This is a genomic window from Pseudooceanicola sp. DL12 (genome assembly GCF_056270665.1).
This window is the reverse complement of sequence record NZ_CM149884.1, coordinates 1727124-1749369: the sequence shown is the minus strand read 5'-3', so window position 1 is coordinate 1749369 and position 22246 is coordinate 1727124. Positions and strand designations below refer to the sequence as shown.

General features: G+C 67.0%; 22 protein-coding genes. 15 read left to right on the top strand and 7 right to left on the bottom strand.

Annotated features, from left to right (window positions below):
• Positions 1–144: 144 nt before the first annotated feature.
• The gene (gene dksA, locus AC0WR5_RS08200) at positions 145–567 is read right to left on the bottom strand and encodes an RNA polymerase-binding protein DksA (protein ID WP_475868085.1); all 423 of its coding nucleotides are present in this window, start codon (positions 565–567) and stop codon (positions 145–147) included.
• A gap of 192 nt (positions 568–759) precedes the next feature.
• Between dksA and AC0WR5_RS08195 the strand changes: the two genes are divergently transcribed.
• The 4 genes from AC0WR5_RS08195 (at position 760) to AC0WR5_RS08180 (ending at position 4683) form a co-directional block, all read left to right on the top strand.
• The gene (locus AC0WR5_RS08195) at positions 760–1599 is read left to right on the top strand and encodes an AAA family ATPase (RefSeq protein WP_475868083.1); all 840 of its coding nucleotides are present in this window, start codon (positions 760–762) and stop codon (positions 1597–1599) included.
• 273 nt (positions 1600–1872) lie between these two features.
• Complete coding sequence (locus AC0WR5_RS08190; RefSeq protein ID WP_475868082.1) at positions 1873–3270, top strand: DUF2927 domain-containing protein; 1398 nt, start codon at positions 1873–1875, stop codon at positions 3268–3270.
• A 3-nt stretch (positions 3271–3273) separates the two neighbouring features.
• Entirely contained in the window at positions 3274–3441 is a 168-nt protein-coding gene (locus AC0WR5_RS08185) for a hypothetical protein (protein ID WP_475868080.1), read from the top strand.
• Positions 3442–3498: 57 nt separating this feature from the next.
• The gene (locus AC0WR5_RS08180) at positions 3499–4683 is read left to right on the top strand and encodes a vWA domain-containing protein (protein ID WP_475868079.1); all 1185 of its coding nucleotides are present in this window, start codon (positions 3499–3501) and stop codon (positions 4681–4683) included.
• Between the two features lie 26 nt (positions 4684–4709).
• Here the strand turns inward: AC0WR5_RS08180 and AC0WR5_RS08175 are convergent, their stop codons facing one another.
• Positions 4710–5534 (bottom strand): N-acetylmuramidase domain-containing protein, encoded by an 825-nt coding sequence (locus AC0WR5_RS08175; protein ID WP_475868077.1) that lies wholly within the window; start codon positions 5532–5534, stop codon positions 4710–4712.
• Between the two features lie 197 nt (positions 5535–5731).
• Here AC0WR5_RS08175 and AC0WR5_RS08170 point away from each other — a divergent pair, with 197 nt between their 5' ends.
• From AC0WR5_RS08170 to AC0WR5_RS08160, 3 genes are all read left to right on the top strand, one after another.
• Positions 5732–6160, top strand: coding sequence for an OsmC family protein (locus AC0WR5_RS08170; protein ID WP_475868075.1), 429 nt, complete (start codon positions 5732–5734; stop codon positions 6158–6160).
• Between the two features lie 117 nt (positions 6161–6277).
• The gene (locus AC0WR5_RS08165) at positions 6278–6988 is read left to right on the top strand and encodes a M48 family metalloprotease (protein WP_475868074.1); all 711 of its coding nucleotides are present in this window, start codon (positions 6278–6280) and stop codon (positions 6986–6988) included.
• Between the two features lie 11 nt (positions 6989–6999).
• A complete protein-coding gene (locus AC0WR5_RS08160; protein ID WP_475868072.1) occupies positions 7000–7998 on the top strand; it encodes an LLM class flavin-dependent oxidoreductase in 999 nt (332 codons plus the stop codon).
• A 123-nt stretch (positions 7999–8121) separates the two neighbouring features.
• Here AC0WR5_RS08160 and AC0WR5_RS08155 read toward each other — a convergent pair whose 3' ends face one another.
• Complete coding sequence (locus tag AC0WR5_RS08155) at positions 8122–8673, bottom strand: RSP_2648 family PIN domain-containing protein (protein ID WP_475868070.1); 552 nt, start codon at positions 8671–8673, stop codon at positions 8122–8124.
• Positions 8674–8683: 10 nt separating this feature from the next.
• The gene (locus AC0WR5_RS08150) at positions 8684–9895 is read right to left on the bottom strand and encodes an RSP_2647 family RNA methyltransferase (RefSeq protein ID WP_475868069.1); all 1212 of its coding nucleotides are present in this window, start codon (positions 9893–9895) and stop codon (positions 8684–8686) included.
• Positions 9896–10264: 369 nt separating this feature from the next.
• Between AC0WR5_RS08150 and edd the strand changes: the two genes are divergently transcribed.
• Entirely contained in the window at positions 10265–12064 is a 1800-nt protein-coding gene (edd, locus tag AC0WR5_RS08145; protein ID WP_475868067.1) for a phosphogluconate dehydratase, read from the top strand.
• A 21-nt stretch (positions 12065–12085) separates the two neighbouring features.
• Positions 12086–12727 (top strand): bifunctional 4-hydroxy-2-oxoglutarate aldolase/2-dehydro-3-deoxy-phosphogluconate aldolase, encoded by a 642-nt coding sequence (gene eda, locus AC0WR5_RS08140; RefSeq protein ID WP_475868065.1) that lies wholly within the window; start codon positions 12086–12088, stop codon positions 12725–12727.
• Positions 12728–12817: 90 nt separating this feature from the next.
• On the opposite strand, the gene AC0WR5_RS08135 is transcribed toward eda, so the two are convergent.
• Both AC0WR5_RS08135 and AC0WR5_RS08130 read right to left on the bottom strand, forming a co-directional pair.
• Positions 12818–13093 (bottom strand): hypothetical protein, encoded by a 276-nt coding sequence (locus AC0WR5_RS08135; RefSeq protein ID WP_475868943.1) that lies wholly within the window; start codon positions 13091–13093, stop codon positions 12818–12820.
• A gap of 2 nt (positions 13094–13095) precedes the next feature.
• On the bottom strand, positions 13096–15912 hold the full coding sequence (locus AC0WR5_RS08130; RefSeq protein ID WP_475868063.1) for a bifunctional [glutamine synthetase] adenylyltransferase/[glutamine synthetase]-adenylyl-L-tyrosine phosphorylase: 2817 nt from the start codon (positions 15910–15912) through the stop codon (positions 13096–13098).
• A 97-nt stretch (positions 15913–16009) separates the two neighbouring features.
• Between AC0WR5_RS08130 and AC0WR5_RS08125 the strand changes: the two genes are divergently transcribed.
• The 6 genes from AC0WR5_RS08125 (at position 16010) to AC0WR5_RS08100 (ending at position 19771) form a co-directional block, all read left to right on the top strand.
• Positions 16010–16477 (top strand): YbaK/EbsC family protein, encoded by a 468-nt coding sequence (locus tag AC0WR5_RS08125; RefSeq protein ID WP_475868061.1) that lies wholly within the window; start codon positions 16010–16012, stop codon positions 16475–16477.
• A 122-nt stretch (positions 16478–16599) separates the two neighbouring features.
• Complete coding sequence (locus AC0WR5_RS08120) at positions 16600–17115, top strand: DUF2852 domain-containing protein (protein WP_475868059.1); 516 nt, start codon at positions 16600–16602, stop codon at positions 17113–17115.
• 179 nt (positions 17116–17294) lie between these two features.
• The gene (locus AC0WR5_RS08115) at positions 17295–17738 is read left to right on the top strand and encodes an RDD family protein (protein ID WP_475868058.1); all 444 of its coding nucleotides are present in this window, start codon (positions 17295–17297) and stop codon (positions 17736–17738) included.
• A 92-nt stretch (positions 17739–17830) separates the two neighbouring features.
• A complete protein-coding gene (locus AC0WR5_RS08110) occupies positions 17831–18649 on the top strand; it encodes an arginyltransferase (protein WP_475868056.1) in 819 nt (272 codons plus the stop codon).
• Between the two features lie 67 nt (positions 18650–18716).
• On the top strand, positions 18717–19106 hold the full coding sequence (locus AC0WR5_RS08105) for a VOC family protein (protein ID WP_475868054.1): 390 nt from the start codon (positions 18717–18719) through the stop codon (positions 19104–19106).
• Between the two features lie 239 nt (positions 19107–19345).
• On the top strand, positions 19346–19771 hold the full coding sequence (locus AC0WR5_RS08100; protein WP_475868052.1) for a DUF1236 domain-containing protein: 426 nt from the start codon (positions 19346–19348) through the stop codon (positions 19769–19771).
• Between the two features lie 101 nt (positions 19772–19872).
• Here the strand turns inward: AC0WR5_RS08100 and AC0WR5_RS08095 are convergent, their stop codons facing one another.
• Complete coding sequence (locus AC0WR5_RS08095) at positions 19873–22233, bottom strand: TRAP transporter large permease (protein ID WP_475868051.1); 2361 nt, start codon at positions 22231–22233, stop codon at positions 19873–19875.
• Positions 22234–22246: the final 13 nt, after the last annotated feature.

Sequence of the window (22246 nt, the reverse complement as noted above, 5' to 3'; positions counted from 1 at the left end):
GGGGCAAATGCCCCGGCGTTACCAAATTTTGGGTCTTTTATCAGTCACATGCGAGTGACAATGACGCCCCCGGCGATCAATCGTCACATCCGCGTGTGCCCGTTCGGGCCGTCATGGCGTCGTCACAGAGCCATCACCCGGCCCTCAATCGTCGCGGTGGACGCGCTCCCGGCGCTCATGGCGCTCCTGGGCCTCGAGGCACATGGTCGCCGTGGGGCGGGCATCGAGACGCTTCAGGCTGATCGGTTCACCAGTAACTTCGCAATAACCGTACTCGCCCTCGTCGATCCGGCGCAGCGCACTGTCGATCTTGGACACCAGCTTGCGCTGACGGTCGCGGGTACGCAACTCCAGGGCACGGTCGGTCTCTTCGCTGGCACGGTCTGCGACGTCGGGAATATTGCGGGTGTTCTCCTGCAACCCTTCGACGGTGTCGCGACTGTCGGCGAGGATATCCTCTTTCCAGGCCAGCAATTTGCGACGGAAGTATTCGAGCTGACGCTCGTTCATGAACGGTTCGTCCTCTGCAGGACGGTAGTCGTCTTCAAGGAAAGATTCTGCTTTCATCAGCGGCTCCCAAACTAGTCCTCAGCCCGTCCCGCGGGATCGCAAATCGGGCAGCAGGGTCCCCTGGGGCGGGGATTAAAGGTTTCACCCATGGTTGTCACTACACAATTCTCGTTAACCTTCGTGCATTGCGTGGAAATGCAGAAAACTTTATCGTTATGCGGGATTAAAGCGATAAGGGCCGGGAAACAGATGCATTTTGAAGGCACGGAAAGTTATGTTGCGACAGAAGACCTTACGGTTGCCGTTAACGCCGCCGTAACACTTGAGAGGCCGCTTCTCGTCAAGGGCGAGCCGGGCACCGGCAAGACCGAGCTGGCCCGTCAGGTTGCCCAATCTTTGGGCCTTCGAATGATCGAATGGAACATCAAGTCCACAACCAAGGCGCAACAGGGACTGTACGAATACGATGCAGTCAGCCGGCTCCGCGACAGCCAGCTCGGCGAGGAACGGGTGCATGACGTTGCGAATTACATCCGCCGCGGCAAGCTCTGGCAGGCCTTCGACGCGGACGAGAAGGTGGTGCTTCTGATCGACGAGATCGACAAGGCCGACATCGAGTTTCCGAACGACCTGCTGCAGGAACTCGACCGCATGGAATTCCACGTCTACGAGACCGGCGAGACCATCGCGGCAAAACACCGGCCGATCGTCATCATCACCTCGAACAACGAGAAGGAGCTGCCTGACGCCTTTCTGCGGCGCTGCTTCTTCCACTACATCCGCTTTCCGGACATGGAGACGATGCGCAAGATCGTCGAGGTGCATCACCCCGGCATCAAGCCGCAGCTGCTGACCACGGCGCTGACGCAGTTCTTCGAGCTGCGCGAGACCACGGGCCTGAAGAAGAAGCCCTCGACCAGCGAGGTTCTGGACTGGCTGAAGCTGCTGCTGGCCGAGGACCTGAGCCCGGAAGACCTGAAGCGGGACGGCGCCAATGCCCTGCCCAAGCTGCACGGCGCGCTGCTGAAGAACGAACAGGACGTGCACCTGTTCGAACGGCTGGCCTTCATGGCGCGCGGCCAGCGCTGAGCGGCCGGTTTCCGCGGAACGGTGCGAAAATGGGCGGGGACCTGCCGGCCCCCGTCACCCTGCCGACACACAAGGCGAGGGATTGCGCATGCCCCCTGCCCGGATCATGGTGACGGGTGTAGCCTGAGCGAAACGCCCCCGGCCCCGTCGCCGGCGTGCCCCTGTCGGCCGCACCTATCCGAAGGATTCCGCCTGTATGGCCGTGATGCCTGTTAGCCTTGCCGTTTTCCCCCGATCCCCCGGACCTGCCATCGTCGAAAGGATCCTGCCGCAATGAGCCGCGTGCGTTTCCGGCCGCGGCACCTGTGCCTGGCCGTCCTGCCCCTGCTGATGCTGAGTGCCTGCGCGGTGCCCGAGGCCCCGGCCCCTGCCCCCGAACCGCATCATGCGCCCAAGGTCTCGGTGCTGCCGCCGGTCAAGCTGTTCGGGCCGGCGCATATGCCGGCGGTGACCATTTCCAATGCCGACCTGGCGCGGGACTTCATGGACCTGACCTTCCGCCTGGAGAGCGGCAAGGTGCTGACGAAGTTCACCCGGTTCGAGGCGCCCATCCGCGTGAGCGTGGCGCCGGGCGCCCCGCGCGGCATGGAGCGTGACCTGGATGCACTGCTGCTGCGGCTGCGGACAGAGGGGCATGTTGACATCGCCCGTGCCCCCGATGGCGTAAAGGGCAACCTGATCGTGCAGCCGGTGAGCGGCGACGACATTCGTGGCGAGCTGGCCCAGGCGGCCTGTTTCGTGATCCCGGGCGTGACCTCGCTCGATGAATATCCGGCCGCGCGCCGGCACGGACGCACCCACTGGGCGAACCTGAGCGTCCGCGACCAGGTGGCGATCTTCGTGCCCAACGACGCCGCCCCGCAGGAGCTGCGCGACTGCCTGCACGAGGAGCTGGCCCAGGCGATCGGGCCGCTGAACGACCTCTATCGCGCGGCCTATTCCGTCTTCAACGACGACAACGTGCAGACCATCCTGACCCGCTATGACATGATGATGGAGCGCATCACCTATGCGCCCGAATTGCACAGCGGGATGACCCAGCAGGAGGTGGCCGACGCCCTGCCCGCCATCGTGGCGCGGGTGAACCCGGGCGGAGAGAGCCTGCCGGCCACGCCGGTCGCCGAGACGCCGACGGCCTGGGTGGATGCGATCATGAAGGCGCTGGGGGGCAGCAATTCGCCCGCCGCCCGGCTGCGGGCCGGCCGCGAGGCCCTGGCCATCGCGCAGCGTGCCGGCTGGAACGACCACCGTACCGCCTTTGCCTATTACGTCATGGGCCGCCTGACCCAGGGCGAAGACCCCGAGGCGGGCCTGGCCTACATGCAGAATGCCCATGCGATCTATTCCGCCGACCCGACGCTTGCCCCCCATGCGGCGATGACGGCGGTGCAGCTGGCGAGCCACGCCATCATGAACGACGATCCCGAGGCGGCGATTGCCCTGCTGAAGGGCCGCGACGCGGTGGCGATCACCCATCAGAACGCGGCCCTGCTCGCCAAGATCCTGATGCTGCGCGCCGAGGCGCTGGACATGCAGGGCAAGCACGAGGCCGCCCGGGCCACCCGGCTGGACAGCCTCGGCTGGGCAAGATACGGCTATGGTCCGGATTGGGCCGTGGCCGCGCAACTGCAGCGCGTCGCCGACCTCAATCCGAGGCGTTTGGGGGAGTAGCGCATGTACGTACTGGCAGGTTTGATCCTGGGAGCGGCCCTTGGGGCCTATCGCGCCCGGGCACGTGGCGGCAATTCCAAGGACATTTGGCAATATGCGGCGGTTCATGCCATCATGCTGGGGTTGCTGGGCCTGTTCCTGACGATCTTCCTGAACCGGATGTTCGTCTGAGCCCGATACCGGACCGACAGGGCCCGGCGACCGGCCCCCAGAGCGAACGGAGGACCGATGTTCATACCCTTCTTCCAGAGCCTGCGCGATCACGCGGTGCCGGTCAGCCTGCGGGAATACCTGACCTTTCTCGAGGCGCTGAAGGCCGACCTGGTCACCTATGACCCCGAGGGGTTCTATTACCTGGCGCGCGCCGCAATGGTGAAGGACGAACGCAACATCGACCGCTTCGACCGCGCCTTTGCCGCGGCGTTTTCCGGGCTGGAGGCGATCACCCTCGAGCAGATGATCGAACGGGTGGAGATCCCCGCCGACTGGCTGCGGTCGATGGCCGAGAAGCACCTGAGCGAAGAGGAAAAGGCCGAGATCGAGGCGCTTGGCGGGTTCGAGAAGCTGATGGAGACGCTGAAGAAGCGCCTCGAGGAACAGAAGGGCCGCCACCAGGGCGGCAACAAGTGGGTGGGCACCGGCGGCACCTCGCCCTTTGGCGCCGATGGCTACAACCCCGAGGGCGTGCGCATCGGCCAGGAGAAGAGCCGGCATCAGCGCGCGGTCAAGGTCTGGGACAAGCGCGAGTTCCGCAATTTCGACGACCAGGTCGAACTGGGCACGCGCAACATCAAGGTGGCGCTGAAACGGCTCCGGAAATGGGCCCGCGACGGCGCCCACGAGGAGCTGGACCTTGACGGCACGATCCGTTCCACGGCCGAGCACGGATACCTCGACGTGAAGACCCGTCCCGAACGCCGCAACGCGGTGAAGGTGCTGCTGTTCCTGGACGTGGGCGGCAGCATGGATCCGCATATCCGGGTGGTCGAGGAGCTGTTCAGCGCCGCGCGCAGCGAGTTCAAGCACCTGGAGCATTTCTACTTCCACAACTGCCTCTACGAGGGAGTGTGGAAGGACAACCGCCGCCGCTGGAACGAGCAGACGCCGACCTGGGAGGTGCTGCGCACCTACGGGCCGGACTACAAGTGCATCTTTGTCGGTGACGCCAGCATGTCGCCCTATGAGATCGCCTATCCCGGCGGCGCCAACGAGCACTGGAACGCCGAGGCCGGCCAGGTCTGGCTGCAGCGTGCGCGCGATCAATGGCCCGACCACCTGTGGATCAACCCGGTGCCGGAGAAGTACTGGGGCTATACCCATTCCATCGGCATGATCGGCGAGATCTTCGAGGGGCGGATGGTGCCGATGACCCTGGCCGGGCTGGAAGAGGGCATGCGCGAACTGACGCGCTGAGACCCCCTTCCCTATGTCCCCGGGCGCTATGCCCGCGCGGTGACGATGCCGTCGAGCGCGGCCCAGGTGCCCGGGCCGACGATGCCGTCGACGGTCAGCCCGCGCTCGCGCTGGAACGCCATGACGATGCGCTTGGTGGCGGGGCCGAAATCGCCGTCGACGGTAATGCCGAAACCCGCGCGGCGCAGCATGATCTGCAGCTCGCTGACCGCCTCTCCGCGCGACCCGGTGCGCAGGACCATGGTGTCGAAGGCAACCTCGGGGGCCTTGCCACCGAACTCGGCATAGGCCTGGGCCATTTTGATGTCGTACTTGTTCACCGCATAGGACGGCCCGTTGTACTGCCGGGCGAAGGCGGCCCAGTCGCAGCTCTGGATCTCGTCGATCAGCCCGTTACGGCGGATGAAGCGGGCCATGACGCGCACCTGCCCGGCAATCCCGGCCTTGGCATCGGCGACCAGCGCATGGACATCCGGATAGCCGATGTCCTCGGCGTTGGCGCCCATCACCTGCCCCAGCCCCCAGGAGCAGGACTTCAGCGCCGCGGCCTCGTGGATCTTGCAGGCCCGCGCCAGCAGGTTGTAGCGCGCCTGCTGCCCGCGCGGGTTGCCGACGATGCCGTAACGCGGCGCGGCAAGGCCGGCCCGAACGGCGGTATTGCGCAGATCTGCCGGCAGATAGCGATAGAAATAATGCCCCTCCCAGCGGATCAGGGGCATGTCCTGCCCGTCGACCGTTGCAAAGGCGCGGCCCGCGCTCTCGGTCCGGGCGACAGCCAGCAGGCCCGCGGTTTCCACCCCGAGTTCCGAGGCGATCAGGGCGATTTCGGCAATGACGTCTTCACTGAACATGATTTCCTCCTACAACCTTAAATAAATGCCAGCACTATCGGACTCGCCCAAAGATTCTGTCAAATACTGATTTACCCGACGGCATGCACAACCGGCAGGCGCACGCGCGGTCGGCCATGGAACATCCCGGCCCGCGCCACGTTGAACCCGACGGGCCGGGCGCATCCCCGGCACACCCCATCCAAAGGAGGTTCGACATGATCAGGAAGACAGGTTCGGCAAAATGGAGCGGCGGGCTGAAGGACGGCAAGGGCCATGTCTCGACCCAGTCCGGCGCGCTGAAGGACCAGCCCTACGGGTTCAACACCCGCTTCGAGGACGGCGCCGGCACCAACCCCGAGGAGCTGATCGGCGCGGCCCATGCGGGGTGCTTCTCCATGGCGCTGTCGAACATCCTGGACGAGAGCGACCTTGTGCCAGACGAGATTGCCACCGAGGCGACGGTGATGATGGAGAGCGGCCAGGAAGGCTTTGCCATCACCCGCATCCACCTCGACGTGACGGCCACCATCCCCGGCGCCTCTGCCAAGGTCTTCCAGGAGGCCGCCCAGAAGGCCAAGGCCAACTGCCCGGTCTCGAAGCTGCTGGCCGGCGCGGAGATCACCATGGACGCCCGCCTGGCCTGACCGCCCCCCCTGACCGCCCCCCCCTGCAGACGGCGCGCACAATTCGCGCCGTCTCTGCGCGCGGGTGATCAGCCGGAGGAGCTTGCACGGCGCCCGCCTGCGTCACATATCTTGGGCATGCTCAAGCTCATGCCCATCCTGCTTGCCCTGGCCTACGGGCTGATCGCCTGGCGCTTCTCTGCCTGGCGGCTGAAGGCCGAGCTCGACGGCAAGTCCACCGAGCTGGCCGATCCGCGCCTGCATGCGCTGACCACGCGCATGGCACAGGCGCTCGACCTGCCCCGGATCCGCGTGCACATCTACGAGGTGCCGATGGTGAACGGGCTTGCCGCGCCGGACGGGCGCATCTTCCTCACCCGCGGCTTCCACAATGCCTATGCCCGTGGCGAGGTGAGCGCCGAGGAGATGGCCAGCGTCATCGCCCATGAGCTGGGCCATGTGGCGCTCGGCCATTCGCGCCGGCGGATGATAGATTTCTCCGGACAGAACGCGCTCAAGGTCGGCCTGTCGCTGATGCTGGCGCGGGTGATCCCCTGGATCGGTCCGCTGATCGCCGGCGGGCTGATGTCGCTGCTGGCCGCGCGGCTGTCGCGCGGCGACGAATACGAGGCCGATGCCTATGCCGCCGCCCTGTTGACGAAATCCGGCATCGGCACCGCCCCGCAGATCAGCCTGTTCCGCAAGCTCGAGGGGCTCTCGGGCGGCGGGCTGCGCCCCGGTGGCGGGCCCTCTGCCTGGCTGATGAGCCATCCCAAGACCGAAGACCGTATCGCGGCCATCGAGGCCCTTGACCGCAAGTGGCAGGGCCAGGCCATGCGCCGCGACTGAAAGGACTCCCCATGAAATATTCCGTGCTCGACCTGGCCCCGGTGCCCGAAGGCCACAGCGTCAGCGAGGCGATCGCCAATTCCGTGGCGCTCGCCCAGGCCGCCGAGACCGCCGGCTATCACCGTCACTGGCTGGCCGAACATCACAACATGCCCGGCATCGCCTCGTCGGCGACCGCGGTGATGATCGGCCATATCGCCGGCCACACCGAAAGGATCCGCGTGGGCTCGGGCGGCATCATGCTGCCGAACCACTCGCCCCTGGTCATTGCCGAGCAGTTCGGCACCCTGGCCGAGATCTACCCTGGCCGGATCGACCTCGGCCTCGGCCGCGCGCCGGGCACAGACCAGGAGACCGCCCGTGCCCTGCGCCGCCACATGGGCCAGCAGGATACCTTCCCGCGTGACGTGGGCGAACTCCTTGCCTATCTCGGCGATCCGACGGAGGGCCAGCGCCTGCACGCCGTCCCCGGCGAAGGCACCCATGTGCCGATCTGGATCCTCGGCTCCTCCCTCTACGGCGCCCAACTGGCAGCACAGGCCGGCCTGCCCTATGCCTTTGCCTCGCATTTCGCGCCGCAGATGCTCGACCAGGCGGCCGAGGTCTATCGCCGCTACTTCCAGCCGTCGGATTTCCTCGAAAAGCCCTACTTCATGATGGGCATGAGCGCCTATGGCGCCGATACCGACGAGGAAGGCGCCTATCTCAAGACCTCCTCGCAGCTGCAATTCGCACGCCTGCGTACAGGCAACCCTGGCAAGCTGCCCGCGCCGGTCGACAGGATCGAGGACCACGTGCCCGAACACATCCTGCGCGGTGTCAACGAGGCCGGCAGCATCAGCGCCACCGGCAGCCCAGAGAGCGTTCGCCGTCAGCTTGCCGACCTGATCGAGCGGTTCCAGCCCGACGAGGTTATCATCGCCGGCCAGATCTTCGACCCGGCAAAGCGTATCCGCTCCTACCAGATCGCCGCAGAGGAACTGAAGAAACTGGGCGCCACCCCGTCCTGAGGGCGGATCAGCCCCGTTTCCCTGTTCGAAATATCCCCGCCGGAGGCAGCGCCCGCAAGGGCGCTCCTTCCCTTCAAGGGCGTGCAGCTCAAAGACGGCGGCGATGCGATGCAAATCGCCCGCTCAGGCCATCTCGGCTTCCAGCGCCTTGCCCAGCCGCGGCAGCCGCGCCTTGCGCATCAGGCTGCGGATCGTCCAGTCCTCGCCCGACATCGCCCGCGCCTGTCCCAGCACCCGGGCACCAAGGTCCACCATCGGCACCGGCCCGGCCGCGACGAACCCCACCAGAAGCGCATCCGGATCCGCCCGGCTCAGGCCCTCTTCAGCCAGGATATGGCGCGGAAAATCCTCGGCATTCATCGTGACGATCGCATCGGCATGGCTGGCCACGGCCAGCGCCAGCACGTGCAGATCGCCGGCATCCGGCAGCCAGAGCCGCCGTTCCAGCGTCTCGGGATAGCGCACCTCGGCCGCGGGAAAGGCCGCGCGGGTCAGCGCCACCTCGCCGCGCGCCTGCGCCTCGCCCTCGGGGCCGATCTTGCGGCCTGCGCGCGCCCATTCCTCCAGGATCCGCGCCGACCAGACAGGGGTATAGAACCCCGCCTGTGCCGCGCCCAGGAGCATCTCGCGCATCACCGTCGGGTAGAGCACGCAGGCATCGAGAACCGCCTTCATCGTCCTGCCCTCAGACCCGGAAGAACAGCGCCTTGAGATAGCCGCTCTCGGCCAGCTGCGGCTGCATCGGGTGGTCGGGGCCGGCATAGCCGGTATGGATCAGGGAATAGCTGCGCCCGGTGCCATAGAGCCCCCGGCCGATGCCGCGGATCGAGGCCTGGCGGAACTTGCCCAGGTCGGCGGCGTGGGAACAGGAGCAGAGCCCGAGGTAACCGCCCGGCCTGACCAGCGGCGCGGCCAGACGCGCGATGCGCTCATAGGCGCGCAGCCCCGCTTCCAGCGCCTGCTTCGAGGGGGCGAATGCAGGCGGGTCGCAGATGACCACGTCAAAGATCTCGCCCTCTTCGGCCAGCGCCTCCAGTGTGGCGAAGGCATCGCCCTGGCGGGTGGCAAAGCGCTCTGCCATGCCCATCCGGGCCGCGCCCTCTGCCGCCAGCGCCAGCGCGGGGGCCGATCCGTCGACGGCCAGGGCACTCTGCGCGCCGCCGGCCAGCGCGGCCAGGCCGAAGCCCCCCACGTGAGAGAAGACATCGAGCACCCGGGCACCCTGGCAGAGCCGCGCGGCAAAGCCGTGGTTCGGCCGCTGGTCATAGAAGAGCCCGGTCTTCTGCCCGCCCATCAGGTCGGCCATGTAGGTGGCGCCGTTCATGATGACCGGCACCGGCGCGTCGGGCGCCGTGCCAAGCACCACGCCCGAGACATCGTCCAGGCCTTCGAGGCTCCGCGCGCGCCCGGAGGCGCTCTTGATCACCGTGGTGACACCGGTGACATCGGCCAGCGCTGCCACCAGCGGCTCCATCAGCGCATCGGCCCAGGCGGCGTTCGGCTGGACCACGGCGATATCGCCGAAACGGTCGATGATCACGCCGGGCATGCCGTCGGCCTCGGCGTGGATCAGCCGGTAGAAGGGCGCCTCGAAGAGCCGCGCGCGCATCTCCAGCGCGCTGCTGAAGCGCGCGGCGAACCAGGCCTGATCGACCGGGCCCGCATCGGGCGCGTCCAGCACCCGGGCGATGATCCGGCTCTCCGGCGTCACGGCCACGAGGGCGAGCGGCGCGCGGGCGTCATCCTCCAGCAGGGCGATCGTGCCGGGGGCAAGCGCCTTTGTCCGGCGGTCAGTCACCAGCTCGTTGGCATAGACCCAGGGGTGCCCGTGACGGATGCGACGCGCATCGGTCTTGGGCTTCAGGCGGATGGTCGGAAGGGGCGTATCTGCTGTCATGCCCCCTCCTAGCGCCTTCCCCTTGCGCAGGGAAGCTCCCGCATGCGGTGCCGCGGCCCTCACCGGGCAGGCCCACCTTGCGCAAAGGGGCAAAGGGGCTACATCTTTGACAGGCCCGCCGATCCCGCGGCAGGGCCCGGACAGGTCACGAGGAGGGTGCCGCCATGTCGCACCCGGCCGGTGCCGAACGGCCCTCTTGCAATCCGGCGGTTGAGTACCCTGCCCGAAAGGGGCAAGTTGCCCGCATTCGAGAGACACATTCGTTTCCTGCCCGCCCGACTGTCGTTAAGGGCTGGTATCCGCCCATGTTAGCGCTAAACTGCGGCGCGAGAAGAGATCAGCGACGAAGCCAGATTGGAGGTCTTCGACATGCCCCTGAACCAGACCATTGCAGATGTGACCGAGCGCATCATCGAGCGCTCGCATGACAAGCGCAGCCTCTACCTCGAGCGGATCGGCCGTGCGGCCGACGCGGGCCCTGTCCGCGCCCACCTGACCTGCGGCAACCAGGCCCATGCCTATGCCGGCGTGCCGACGGACCAGGACGCCCTGTCGAAGGGGCGCGCGGCCAATATCGGGATCGTCACCGCCTATAACGACATGCTCTCGGCCCACCAGCCCTTCGAACGTTTCCCGCAGATGATTCGCGATGCCGCCCGCGCCCAGGGCGCCACGGCGCAGGTTGCGGGCGGCGTGCCCGCCATGTGCGACGGCGTCACCCAGGGCCAGCCGGGCATGGAGCTGTCGCTATTTTCCCGCGACGTGATCGCCATGGCGGCGGGCATTGCGCTCTCGCACAATTGCTTCGACGCCTCGCTCTACCTGGGTGTCTGCGACAAGATCGTGCCGGGCCTCGTCATGGCCGCGGCGACCTTTGGCCATATCCCCGCGGTCTTCCTGCCGGCCGGCCCCATGCCCTCGGGTCTGCCCAACGACGAAAAGGCGCGGGTGCGCAACCTCTATGCCGCCGGCGAAGTGGGCCGCGACAAGCTGATGGAGGCCGAGATGGCCTCCTATCACTCGCCCGGCACCTGCACCTTCTACGGCACCGCGAATTCCAACCAGATGCTGATGGAATTCATGGGGCTGCACCTGCCCGGCGCCTCCTTCGTCAACCCCAACACCCCGCTGCGCGACGCGCTGACCATCGCGGGCACCGAACGCGCGCTGGAAATCACCGCCCTCGGCAACGATTACCGCCCGGCGGGCGAGATCCTTGACGAGAAGGCCTTCGTGAACGGCATCGTGGGCCTGATGGCCACAGGCGGCTCGACCAACCTGGTGCTGCACATGCCCGCCATGGCGCGGGCGGCGGGCATCATCCTGGAGCCCGACGATTTCGACATGATTTCCAGCGTCGTGCCCCTGCTGGCCAAGGTCTATCCCAACGGCCTGGCCGACGTGAACCACTTCCACGCCGCCGGCGGCCTCGGCTACCTGATCGACCAGCTGCTGGCCGGGGGCCTGCTGCACGACGACACCAAGACCGTCGCCGGCGACGGGCTCGAGCTCTATACCCACGAGCCCAAGCTGAAGGACGGCCGCGTCGTCTACGAGGATGGTGCGCGTCAGAGCCTGAACGACAAGATCGTGCGCCCGGCCACCGACCCGTTCCAGAAGACCGGCGGGCTGAAATCCCTGACGGGGACGCTCGGCAAGGCGATCATGAAGGTCTCGGCCGTGGCCCCGGAACGCCACGTGATCGAGGCGCCCGTGCGCATCTTCCACGACCAGAACGACGTGAAGGAAGCCTTCAAGCGCGGCGAATTCACCGAGGACACCATCGTGGTGGTCCGATTCCAGGGCCCCAAGGCCAACGGCATGCCCGAATTGCACTCGCTGACGCCGACGCTCTCGGTGCTGCAGGACCGCGGACTGAAGGTGGCGCTGCTGACCGATGGGCGGATGTCCGGAGCCTCGGGCAAGGTGCCCGCCGCCATCCACCTGGCGCCCGAGGCCGCCGCCGGCGGGCCGATCGCCCTGCTGCGCGACGGCGACATCGTGAAGCTCGACGCCGTCAACGGCACCATCACCGCGCCGGACCTTTCGGGCCGCGAGCCGGTGAAACCCGACCTGTCGGCCAACAGCCACGGCATTGGCCGAGAGCTCTTCGAGACCTTCCGGCAGAACGCCTCGCCCGCCTCCATGGGCGCCTCGAACGTCGTCTGAGACCAGAAACGGAGCATTTGAATGACCCCCGAAAACGCCACGATCGAAGCCCGCCGCATCTGCGGCCTGGCCCCGGTGATCCCCGTTCTGGTCGTGCATGACGCCGCCATCGCGCGGCCGCTGGCCGAGGCGCTGGTGGCCGGCGGCCTGCCCGCGCTGGAGGTGACGCTGCGCACCGAGGCGGCGCTGGAGGTGATCCGCGAAATGGCCCAGGTCGAGGGCGGCGTGGTGGGCGCAGGATCGATCCTGACGCCGGCCCATGTCGCCCAGGTGGTGGCCGCCGGCGCCAAGTTCGGCGTCTCGCCCGGCTCGACCGACAAGGTGTTGACGGCGGCCGAACAGGCCGACCTGCCGATGCTGCCCGGCGCCGCGACCTCCTCCGAGGTCATGACGCTGCTCGAACGCGGCTACTCGGTGCAGAAGTTCTTTCCCGCCGAGATCAACGGCGGTGCCGCGGCGATCAAGGCCATCGGCGCACCGATCCCGCAGGTCAGCTTCTGCCCCACCGGCGGCGTCAGCATGAAGAACGCAGACGATTACCTGTCTCTGAAGAACATCCTCTGCGTCGGTGGCAGCTGGGTCGCCCCGCAATCGCTGATCGACGCCAAGGACTGGAAGGCGATCGAGGAACTGGCCAAAGAGGCCGCGGCTCTGCCCCGCTGAGGGCTGCCCCCGAAAGCCCGGCTCGACCATGAAAAAAGGGCGCGGCAATCCCTTGTCGCGCCTATTTTTATGGGTTGATCTGGTGCGGGGTCAGTTGACCGGACGCTCGCGAGAGCGCCAGCCGCCGCGGCGGCCCATCGGCGCCATGCGCTGACCGCCCTGACGCAGCAGCGCCGTCATCGGATGATCCGGCGCCGCCTCGCCGTGGCGCTGCAACAGCACGTCGATGGCCGCCTTCTGATCCTGGTCGTCGGCAAGGCTGAGGGCCCAGTCCATCAGGATCGAACGGCATTCCGCATCGCCGATCCCCTCGATCCGGTAGCTCTCGCGGATCAGCCCCTTGGGGTCCGCCTTGTCACCTTGCATCTTCATTCTTCAGCCTCCCGGGCCAGTAAATCCGTGATCGCCTCGGCCGATGCCCTTGTCTGAGCCAGCACCTGGGCATGGAGGGTCTCGATATCCGGCGCTCCGCTGTCGCGCAACAGCAGGGCCCGCCCGCCCTCGCCGATGGCCTCGGGATCGAGGGTCTGCGGGCTGAGCAGTTTGCCCACCTGGCCGATGCTCCAGAGCAGCCGGTAGGTGCGCCCAAGGGTATCGGCTTCGGCCTCGTGCATCCAGCCGCTTTCGCAGGCCAGCCTCAGCCCGTCGCGAATCCAGCCGTTCGGGTCCCCCGCGATCAGCCCGCCCGCCTGGGCCATCAGCTCGATCTCCTGGTTGCGGCCCGGGCCGGTCTTGACGTCCCAGTCGCTGGTCTGGGTCTTGGCGGCGTGCAGCCGTCCGATCATCTCCGAGACCTCGCGCAGCACCTCGCCCTTGGGCCGGCCGCGCGCCATCAGCCCATTGCGGAAGGCCGTGACATCGGCGGCCAGCGCCTCCGGCCCCGCGATCACCCGCGCCCTTGTCAGCGCCAGGTGTTCCCAGACCCAGGCCTGGCTCTCCTGATAGTCGCGGAAGCTCTGCCAGCTGGTGGCCACCGGCCCCTGGTTGCCAGAGGGCCGCAGGCGCATGTCGACCTCGTAGAGGCGGCCCTCGGCCGTGGGCGCCGAGAGCGCGGTGACCAGCGCCTGTGTCAGACGCGCGAAATAGGTGCGCGCCGGCAGCGGGCGGCGCCCCTCGGAGCTTTCCTGCCCATCGGCATCGTAGATCACGATCAGGTCCAGGTCGGAGCGCGCATTGAGCCGCCCGGCGCCGAGCGAGCCCATGCCCATGACAACCGCCCCACGCCCGGGACAGGGCCCGTGGCGGGTGGCAAACTCGGCGCGGACCACGGGCCAGAGACAGCGCAGAACCACCTCGGCAAGGTCGGCATATTCATGGCCGGCTTCCTCGGGGGGAATCAGGCCGCGCAAATGGTGCACGCCGATCCGGAAGTGCCATTCCTTGGCCCAGCGGCGGGCGGCATCGAGCTTGCGCTCGTAATCCTCTTCGCTTTGCAAAACCAACGTCAGCTCTTTGCAAAGCGCGGCGGTGCCGGGCCAGTCCGAGAAGAACCCGCCCCCGATGACGGCATCGAAAACCCCGGAATTGCGGCTGAGATACAGCGCCAGATCGGGCGCCGTGCCGCAGATGTCCCCAATCAGGTCAATCAGTTGCGGGTTCGCCTCGAAGAGGGAGAACAGCTGGACCCCGGCGGGTAGCCCGCGCAGGAACCCGTCAAAGGCGCTGACGGCCTCGGCCGGATGGGCGGCACGCGCCAGGCTCTGCAACAATTGCGGTCGCAGGCGGGCAAAGATCTGCTGCGCCCGGTCCGAGCTGAGGGCGGGATAGCCACGCCAGCGCTGCAGCACCTCGCGATCGACCGGAAGATCGGCCGGCATGTCTGCCGGTGCCGCCGCCCCTGCCGCGGCCTTGTCCCCGGTGCCGGCCTCGGGGGCAAAGAAGGCCTCGGTGACCGCGTGTACCTCCTCCAGCCGGTCGAGGATCTCGCGCCGCAGCCCGGCCTCGTCCCGCCCCATGAAGGCGGCCAGCCGCGCCACGCCCTCGCCCGTCTTGGGCAACAGGTGCGTCTGGGCGTCATTGATCATCTGCACCCGGTGCTCGACCTCGCGGTGAAAGCGGTAGTGGTCGGTCAGAACCTCTGCCGTCTCCACAGGGATCCAGCCGCGCTCGACGAGCTGGGCCAGCGCCGGCACCGTGCCGCGCAGCCGCAGCGAGGGATCGCGGCCCCCGGCGATCAGCTGATGGAACTGGGCAAAGAACTCGATCTCGCGGATGCCGCCGCGGCCCAGCTTCATGTCGTGCCCCTCGACCTGCAGAGGACCGAAATAGCCCTTGTTCTGCCGGATCGCCAGGCGCACCGCATGGGCATCCTCGATGGCCGCGAAATCCAGGTGCCGGCGCCAGACGAAGGGCCGCATCTCGTCGAGAAAGCGATCGCCCGCCGCGATATCGCCGGCGCAGGGCCGGGCCTTGATATAGGCGGCGCGCTCCCATGTGCGCCCGAGGCTCTCGTAGTAGCGTTCGGCCGCGTCCATGCCCATGCAGACCGGCGTGACAGAGGGATCCGGCCTGAGCCGCAGGTCGGTGCGAAAGACATAGCCCTCGGCGGTGATGTCATTCATCGTGGCCGCCATGGTGCGCGTCGCCCGCACCAGCGCCGGCCGCGCCTCGAGCAGGTCGTCGTGAGAATACCGGCCCTCGTCATAGAGCGCGATGATATCGATATCGGAGGAATAGTTCAGCTCTCCGGCGCCCATCTTGCCCATGGCCAGCATCACCAGCCCGGCGCCGGTCTCGAGGTCCTCCTCGGCCATGCCGGGCAACTTGCCGCGCCGGATCTCGCGCGAGAGCGCGGCACGCAGCGACAGCTGCACCGCAAGATCGGCGAAATCCGTCAACGCGCCCGTGACCTTTTCCAGCGGCCAGGCCCCGCAGAGATCGGCCAGCGCCACCAGCAGCGCCAGGCGATGCTTGCCGCGACGCAGCTCCGTGCCCACCTGCTCGGGCGCCACCTGCTGCAGCCGCGCGGCCTCGACGCCAAGGGCGGCCATGGGCGCCTGCAGCGCGTCCTGCAGCCAGTCTCCCTCCTTGGCGATCAGCCCGGCAAGATAGGGGCTGCAGCCCGCCGCCCCTTCGACAAGCGCGGCAAGATCGCCCCCGAGCGCAGGCACCATGGCGCGGGCCTCGGCGCCGCGCCCGGCATCATGCGGGCGTGGCAGGCGGGTGATGTCGAGATGGTCTGTCATTGTATTGTTCATGGCCGGACATTGTGGCGCGGGCGCGCTCTGGTCAATCCCCGCGGGCTCTGGCACCTTGCGCCCTGCGGAACATCCGGAGAGGCCCATGAGCAAGAGCATGAAACGCGTGGCCCGCGCCCTGGAAGAGGCCGGGATCGAGACCGAGATCCTCGAGCTTGGCGAGACCCGCACCGCACGGCAGGCCGCCGATGCCGTGGGCTGCGAGATCGACCAGATCGCCAAGTCGATCATCTTTCACGGTGAAGACAGCGGCGAGGCCATCCTGTTCCTGACCGCCGGCGGAAACCGGGTGGACACGGACAAGGCCAGTGCCGTCGCCGGAGAGCCCCTGGGCAAGGCCGATGCCGCACTGATCCGTGCCCAGACGGGTTTTGCCATCGGCGGCGTGTCGCCCGTGGGACACCTGAACCCGATCCGCGCCTTCCTCGATCCGCGGCTGCTCGACTTTGACCGTATCTGGGCAGCCGCCGGCACGCCGCGCCACGTCTTCGGCATGGACGCGCATGTCCTGCCGGGCATGACCGGTGCGCAACAGGCTGATTTTACTTCGTAAATCACCCCAATGTAAAAAACATTCACATCCCCTCTTGTGCGCGTCGCCGGAGTGGCCATCTGTTGTAATGTGAAAAGCATTCACATTGACCTTCAACGGTTGTCCAATTCGGAGAGAGACATATGACACCCGCCACCGCGCACTATGACACGACCGCCTCGCCTCCGCGTCCCAGGACGTGGTTCGGTCAGGCGGAAGACTGGCTGGACAGCAAGGGCAAGGGAGCCTGGATCGCCTTGATGGTGGTGGGTTTCGTCGTCTTCTGGCCCGTCGGCCTCGCAATCCTGTTCTACATGCTCTGGGGAAAACACATGTTCCGCAAATCCTGCCGCCGCGGCGGCCGCTACGGCAACCCGTCCATGCACCGCGCCGGCTTCAACGCCATGCGCTCCAGCGGCAACTCCGCCTTCGACGCCTACAAGGAAGAAACCCTGCGCCGCCTCGAAGAGGAACAGGACAGCTTCCAGGCCTTCCTGGAACGGCTCCGCGCCGCCAAGGACAAGGCCGAGTTCGACCAGTTCATGGACGACCGCGCCCGCAAGGCTGCGTCTGAACGCGCTGCCAGCCCCGAGGGCGAGGCACCCCGCTCCGACATGCGCGGCCCTTCCCCGGACAACCAGCCCGGCACCGGCTACTGAGCCCTCCGGCGGGCGCTGCAGGGCTTGCCCTGCGGCCCCCTCCCGCCGCAGACTGACGCTCAGCCCTGACTCATGGTCTCGGCCCCCTCGATGCGGGGCCGTTTTCTTCCCACCCCCTCCCCCTGCCGGGCCCGGCCCGCGCCGCCCAGTCCCCTTTCAGAAAACCAAGGCAAGACCCGATGTATTCCGCCCTGCCCGATCCCGTCTCCATGCCTCAGCTCTATGACAGCGTGCCGATCAAGCGCGGCATCGCCTGGGTGATCGACATCATCATCGTCACCATCGTGTCGCTGATCCTGATCCCGCTGACCGCCTTCATCGGCGCCTTCTTCTTTCCGGTGCTGTTCCTGGTGGCGGGCTTCTTCTACCGCCTGATGACCATCGCCTCCAAGAGCTCGACCTGGGGCATGCGCATCATGTCGATCGAGTTGCGCCGCATGGACGGCGACACGCTCGACGCCTCCGAGGCCTTCCTGCACACCCTGGGCTATTACGTCTCCTTTGCCATCGCACCGCTCCAGCTGATCTCGGTGATCATGATGGTGCTGACCCATCAGAAGCAGGGTTTGACGGACTCGATCCTGGGCACGACGGCCGTTAATCGGATCTTGCCTCAAACGTGATTGATCACGGGGCTTGGCGCGCCGGGGTTCGCTTGCTATCGTAGCTTCCGGCAGCGTCACTCCGTTGCCCATCGACGAGACACCGGGTTTCCATGCGCCATTCCCTTCCGCTTGCACCGCAGTTCTACGTGACAGCCCCCCAGCCGTGCCCCTACCTCGAGGGGAGGATGGAGCGTAAGCTGTTCACGTCGCTGCAGGGGGACGCCGCGGATCAGCTGAACAACTCGCTTTCCAAGCAGGGCTTCCGCCGGTCTCAGAACGTGCTCTACCGGCCCTCCTGCGCCGATTGCGCCGCCTGCCTTTCGGCCCGGATCGATGTCTCGGCCTTCAAGCCCTCGAAGAGCCAGCGCCGCACCACGAACCGCAACCGCGACCTCGACCGCCGCGCCAGCTCGCCCTGGGCCACCGAGGAGCAGTATACGCTTTTCCGGCGTTACCTCGACAGCCGTCATGCCGATGGCGGCATGGCCGACATGGATGTCTTCGAATTTGCCGCGATGATCGAGGAAACCCCGATCCGCACCCGCGTCGTGGAATATGTCGACCCCGATGGCGGCCTGCGCGCGGCCTCGCTGACCGACGTGCTCGATGACGGGGTGTCGATGGTCTATTCCTTCTACGATCCCGCACGCGAGCGCGACAGCCTCGGCACATACCTGATCCTCGACCATATCGAGATCGCGCGCCAGGCCGGCCTACCCTATGTCTACCTGGGATATTGGGTGCCCGGCTCGCCCAAGATGGGCTACAAGTGCAAGTTCTCGGGCCTCGAGCTCTATCACGGCGGACGCTGGGAACGGATGCGTGACCCGCATGATTACGATGCCACCACCCATCCGCTGAAGAGCGATCCGATTGCCGAGCAGGTGGCCAACATCACCCTGCCCGATACCCGCGCGCCCCGCCGCTGAGGGCCACCGAAAAGACCCGCCAACCTGGCCTGTCGCATCCTTCGGGCCCATCGCGACCGGAGATCCCATGCCCTCACGCATCCACGCCGTGGCCCTTCTGGTGCCCGACTACGACGCCGCCATCGACTTCTATGTCAACCGCGCCGGCTTTGCCCTGATCGAGGACACCCGCCTCTCCGAGACCAAGCGCTGGGTGCTGATCGCCCCGCCGGGCGGCGAAACCCGCCTGCTGCTGGCCCGGGCCGACGGCCCGGAGCAGATCGCGGCCACCGGCAACCAGACCGGCGGGCGCGTGGGCTTCTTCCTGGCCACCGACGATTTCGATCGCGACCATGCCAGGATGCTGGCCAATGGCGTGACCTTCGAGGAAGCGCCGCGCGAGGAACCCTATGCCAAGGTCGCGATCTGGCGCGATCCCTTCGGCAACCGCTGGGACCTGCTGCAGTTCACCGCCTGATCCACCGCGTCCGGGGCTTTTCCCCTCCCGCGCAGGGAACCCGCGGCTTTCCGCCGCCCGAAAGGCTCCGCGAGGCACCGATTGCGGCGGATCCCCGCCATTTCCCTGCCATTTCCCGCCGCACCGGACCCCGGGGCGCGGCCCGGCTGTTGTCCATCCATGCACCGCCAAGGGGGCCAGCCCCCAAGGCCCAGCCCGGGGATGCGCCCAGCCGCGCCACCTCAAGGAAAGGAAACGACATGTTCAAGAAAGCCATTCTCGCCGCCGTTGCCGGCAGCACGCTGATCGCCGGGGCCGCCGCCGCCCAGACCACCGTCATCACCACCGACAACAGCGCGGAACGCCATGAAAACGCCACCGGCGGCATGGTGGCCGGCGCCGCGACCGGCGCCATCGTGGGTGGCCCCGTGGGGGCCGTCGTGGGGGCTGCGGTCGGCGCCACCGCCGGCAACCACCTGACGCCCGACACCAAGACGATCACCTATGTCGAGAAGCACCCCGTGCAGGTCGTGCCGATGAACGGCCAGGCCGTGGCCGGCTATGTGGTGCCCGATACCGTGCAACTGACGCCGGTGCCCAACAGCCAGTATTCCTATGTCTACACGGAACAGCATCCGGTGCTGGTGGACCCGCAGACCCGCGAAGTCGTCACCGTGGTGCGCTGATCCCGCGCCCGACAGCGGGCCCGACAGCAGACATGAACGCGAACGGCCCGGCATTTTGCCGGGCCGTTTCTGCCTTTCGGGTCGCGAGCCGGGGTCGCGTCTCAGTTACCCATCAGCGCCGGCACGATGGTGACGATCTGCGGCACGAACCACAGCAGCGCCAGCCCCAGCACCTGGATGCCCACGAAGGGGATGATCCCGCGATAGATATGGCCCGTCGTCACGCTCGCCGAAGCCACGCCACGCAGGTAGAAGAGCGCGAAACCGAAGGGCGGCGTCAGGAAGCTGGTCTGCAGGTTCACCGCGATCATGATCGTCACCCACTTGGGATCGAAGGTGCCGCCATAGATGATCGGCCCCACGATCGGGATGACGATGTAGATGATCTCGAGGAAATCCAGCACGAAGCCCAGCACGAAGAGCACCAGCATCACGATCAGGAAGACGGTGAATTCGTTGTCGAAGCTGCGCAGGAAGTCCTGGATATAGGCCTCGCCCCCGAAGGAGATGATCACCAGGTTCAGCAGCTGCGAGCCCACCAGGATGGTGAAGACCATCGACGTCACCTTGGCCGTCTCGCGCACCACGGGCGTCAGAACCGCCGTGCGATAGAGCGTATAGCCGGAATAGGCCAGGCCGAAGCAGGCAAACATGAAGCAGGCCGCCGCCGCCAGATATGCGAGCCAGCTCTCGAGCGGCACGACCTCCTGGTTGATGCGCAGGTCGAAATTGGCCCCCAGCAGGATCATCGCCGCCACGGCAAAGGTGGTCCAGATGATGATCCACGGATCGCGTCCCTGCTCGCGCAGCTTGCGATAGGCCGCCAGCATGATCGCGCCGCCCGCCCCGAGCGCCGCTGCCGGCGTCGGATTGGTGATGCCGCCCAGGATCGAGCCAAGCACCGCCACGATCAGCACGAGCGGCGGGAAGACCACACGGATCAGCTCGATCTCGGCCAGGCGCAGGGCGGCATGCTTGCAGCCCCAGAGCGCCATGATCAGCGGGATCGCGAGGATCAGCAGGGTCACCCCGGCCGAGGTGGTGGGCGTGATGAAGAGCACATCGAGCAGCGCCGCCAGCACCAGCCCTGCCCCGCCGATCAGCAGCGGTGCCGCCGGGGCATAGGGCTTGGCCCCCCGCGCCGCGGCAAGCACCAGGCCGAGCGCGACCAGGATCACCGCCACGCCGGTGCCGATGGGGGCTGCAGCGGCCAGCTTGGCCTGGCGTGCCGCCTCCATTTCCTCGGCGCTCAGCCTGTGGCCGGTATCGACACCGCCGGCGGCCTCGATGGCCTGCTGCTGGGCCACGGCCAGGTCCCATTTCGCCTGTCCGTGCAACTCGATCATCGCGGCCTGGCAGGCCTCGCTCACGTTGGTGCGCAGCAGCGCCGTGTCACCGCCCTGGGAGAAGTTCGCCACGCTCAGGTCCTGCGACCCGACAAGCCCGAGGGTGTTGAACGCCAGCGCGCCTCCGATCAGCAGCGCCGGCACCACCGCGAACCAGATCAGCCCGTGATTGCGGGTGAACCCGGGAATGCCGCCGCCCGCCGCCGGGGTATGTACTGCCGGGGCCTTGGACGGATTGATCAGCGCATAAACGAAGGCATAGAGCGCATAGAGCACCGCCAGCAGGATCCCCGGCAGCATCGCCGCCTGGAAGAGCGTGCCCACCGAAACCACCGCCGGTTCGCCAAGGTAGGTCAGCGCATCCTGGCATCCGGCCATCTGTGCCCGGGTCTGCTGGGCCGCGGAATAAAGATCGCCCGCCAGGGTGCCCAGAAGCACGATCACGATCGAGGGCGGAATGATCTGCCCCAGCGTGCCTGAGGCCGCGATGACGCCAGTCGAGAGCTCCGGCGAATAACCGTTGCGCAGCATTGTGGGCAGCGAGAGCAGGCCCATGGTCACCACCGTCGCGCCCACGATCCCCGTCGAGGCGGCGAGGAAGGCCCCCACCACCACCACCGAGACGGCGAGGCCGCCGGGCAGCGGGCCGAAGATCCGCGCCATGGTCGTCAGCAGGTCGTTGGCGATCTTTGAACGCTCCAGCGTGATGCCCATCATCACGAACATCAGTACCGCCAGCAGCGTCTCGATCGACTGGCCGGCAAAGACCCGTTCGTTCATCCGGTTGACGAGGAAGCTGAGGTTGCGGTCCATCGCCGTTTCCCAGCCGCGTTCAAAGACGGGCTGCGCGATGGTGGGCAGGTCGGGATAGCGGAACAGCGATATGGAATGCTGTGCCACCCCCGAGGCGACCAGATCCTGATAGGCCTGGCTGGCAGTGTCCACCGACTGGTGCACCAGGATGCCGTTGGTATCCAGCATCGAGATGATGGCGAAGGCAAAGAGACCCGCACCGGGAATTGCGAAGGCCACGGGGAAGCCCGAGAGGATCCCCGCGAAAAGGCTGAGAAAGACGATGATCAGGCCGATCTCGACGCCGTCTAGTCCAAAAAGCATGATGTACCTGTCC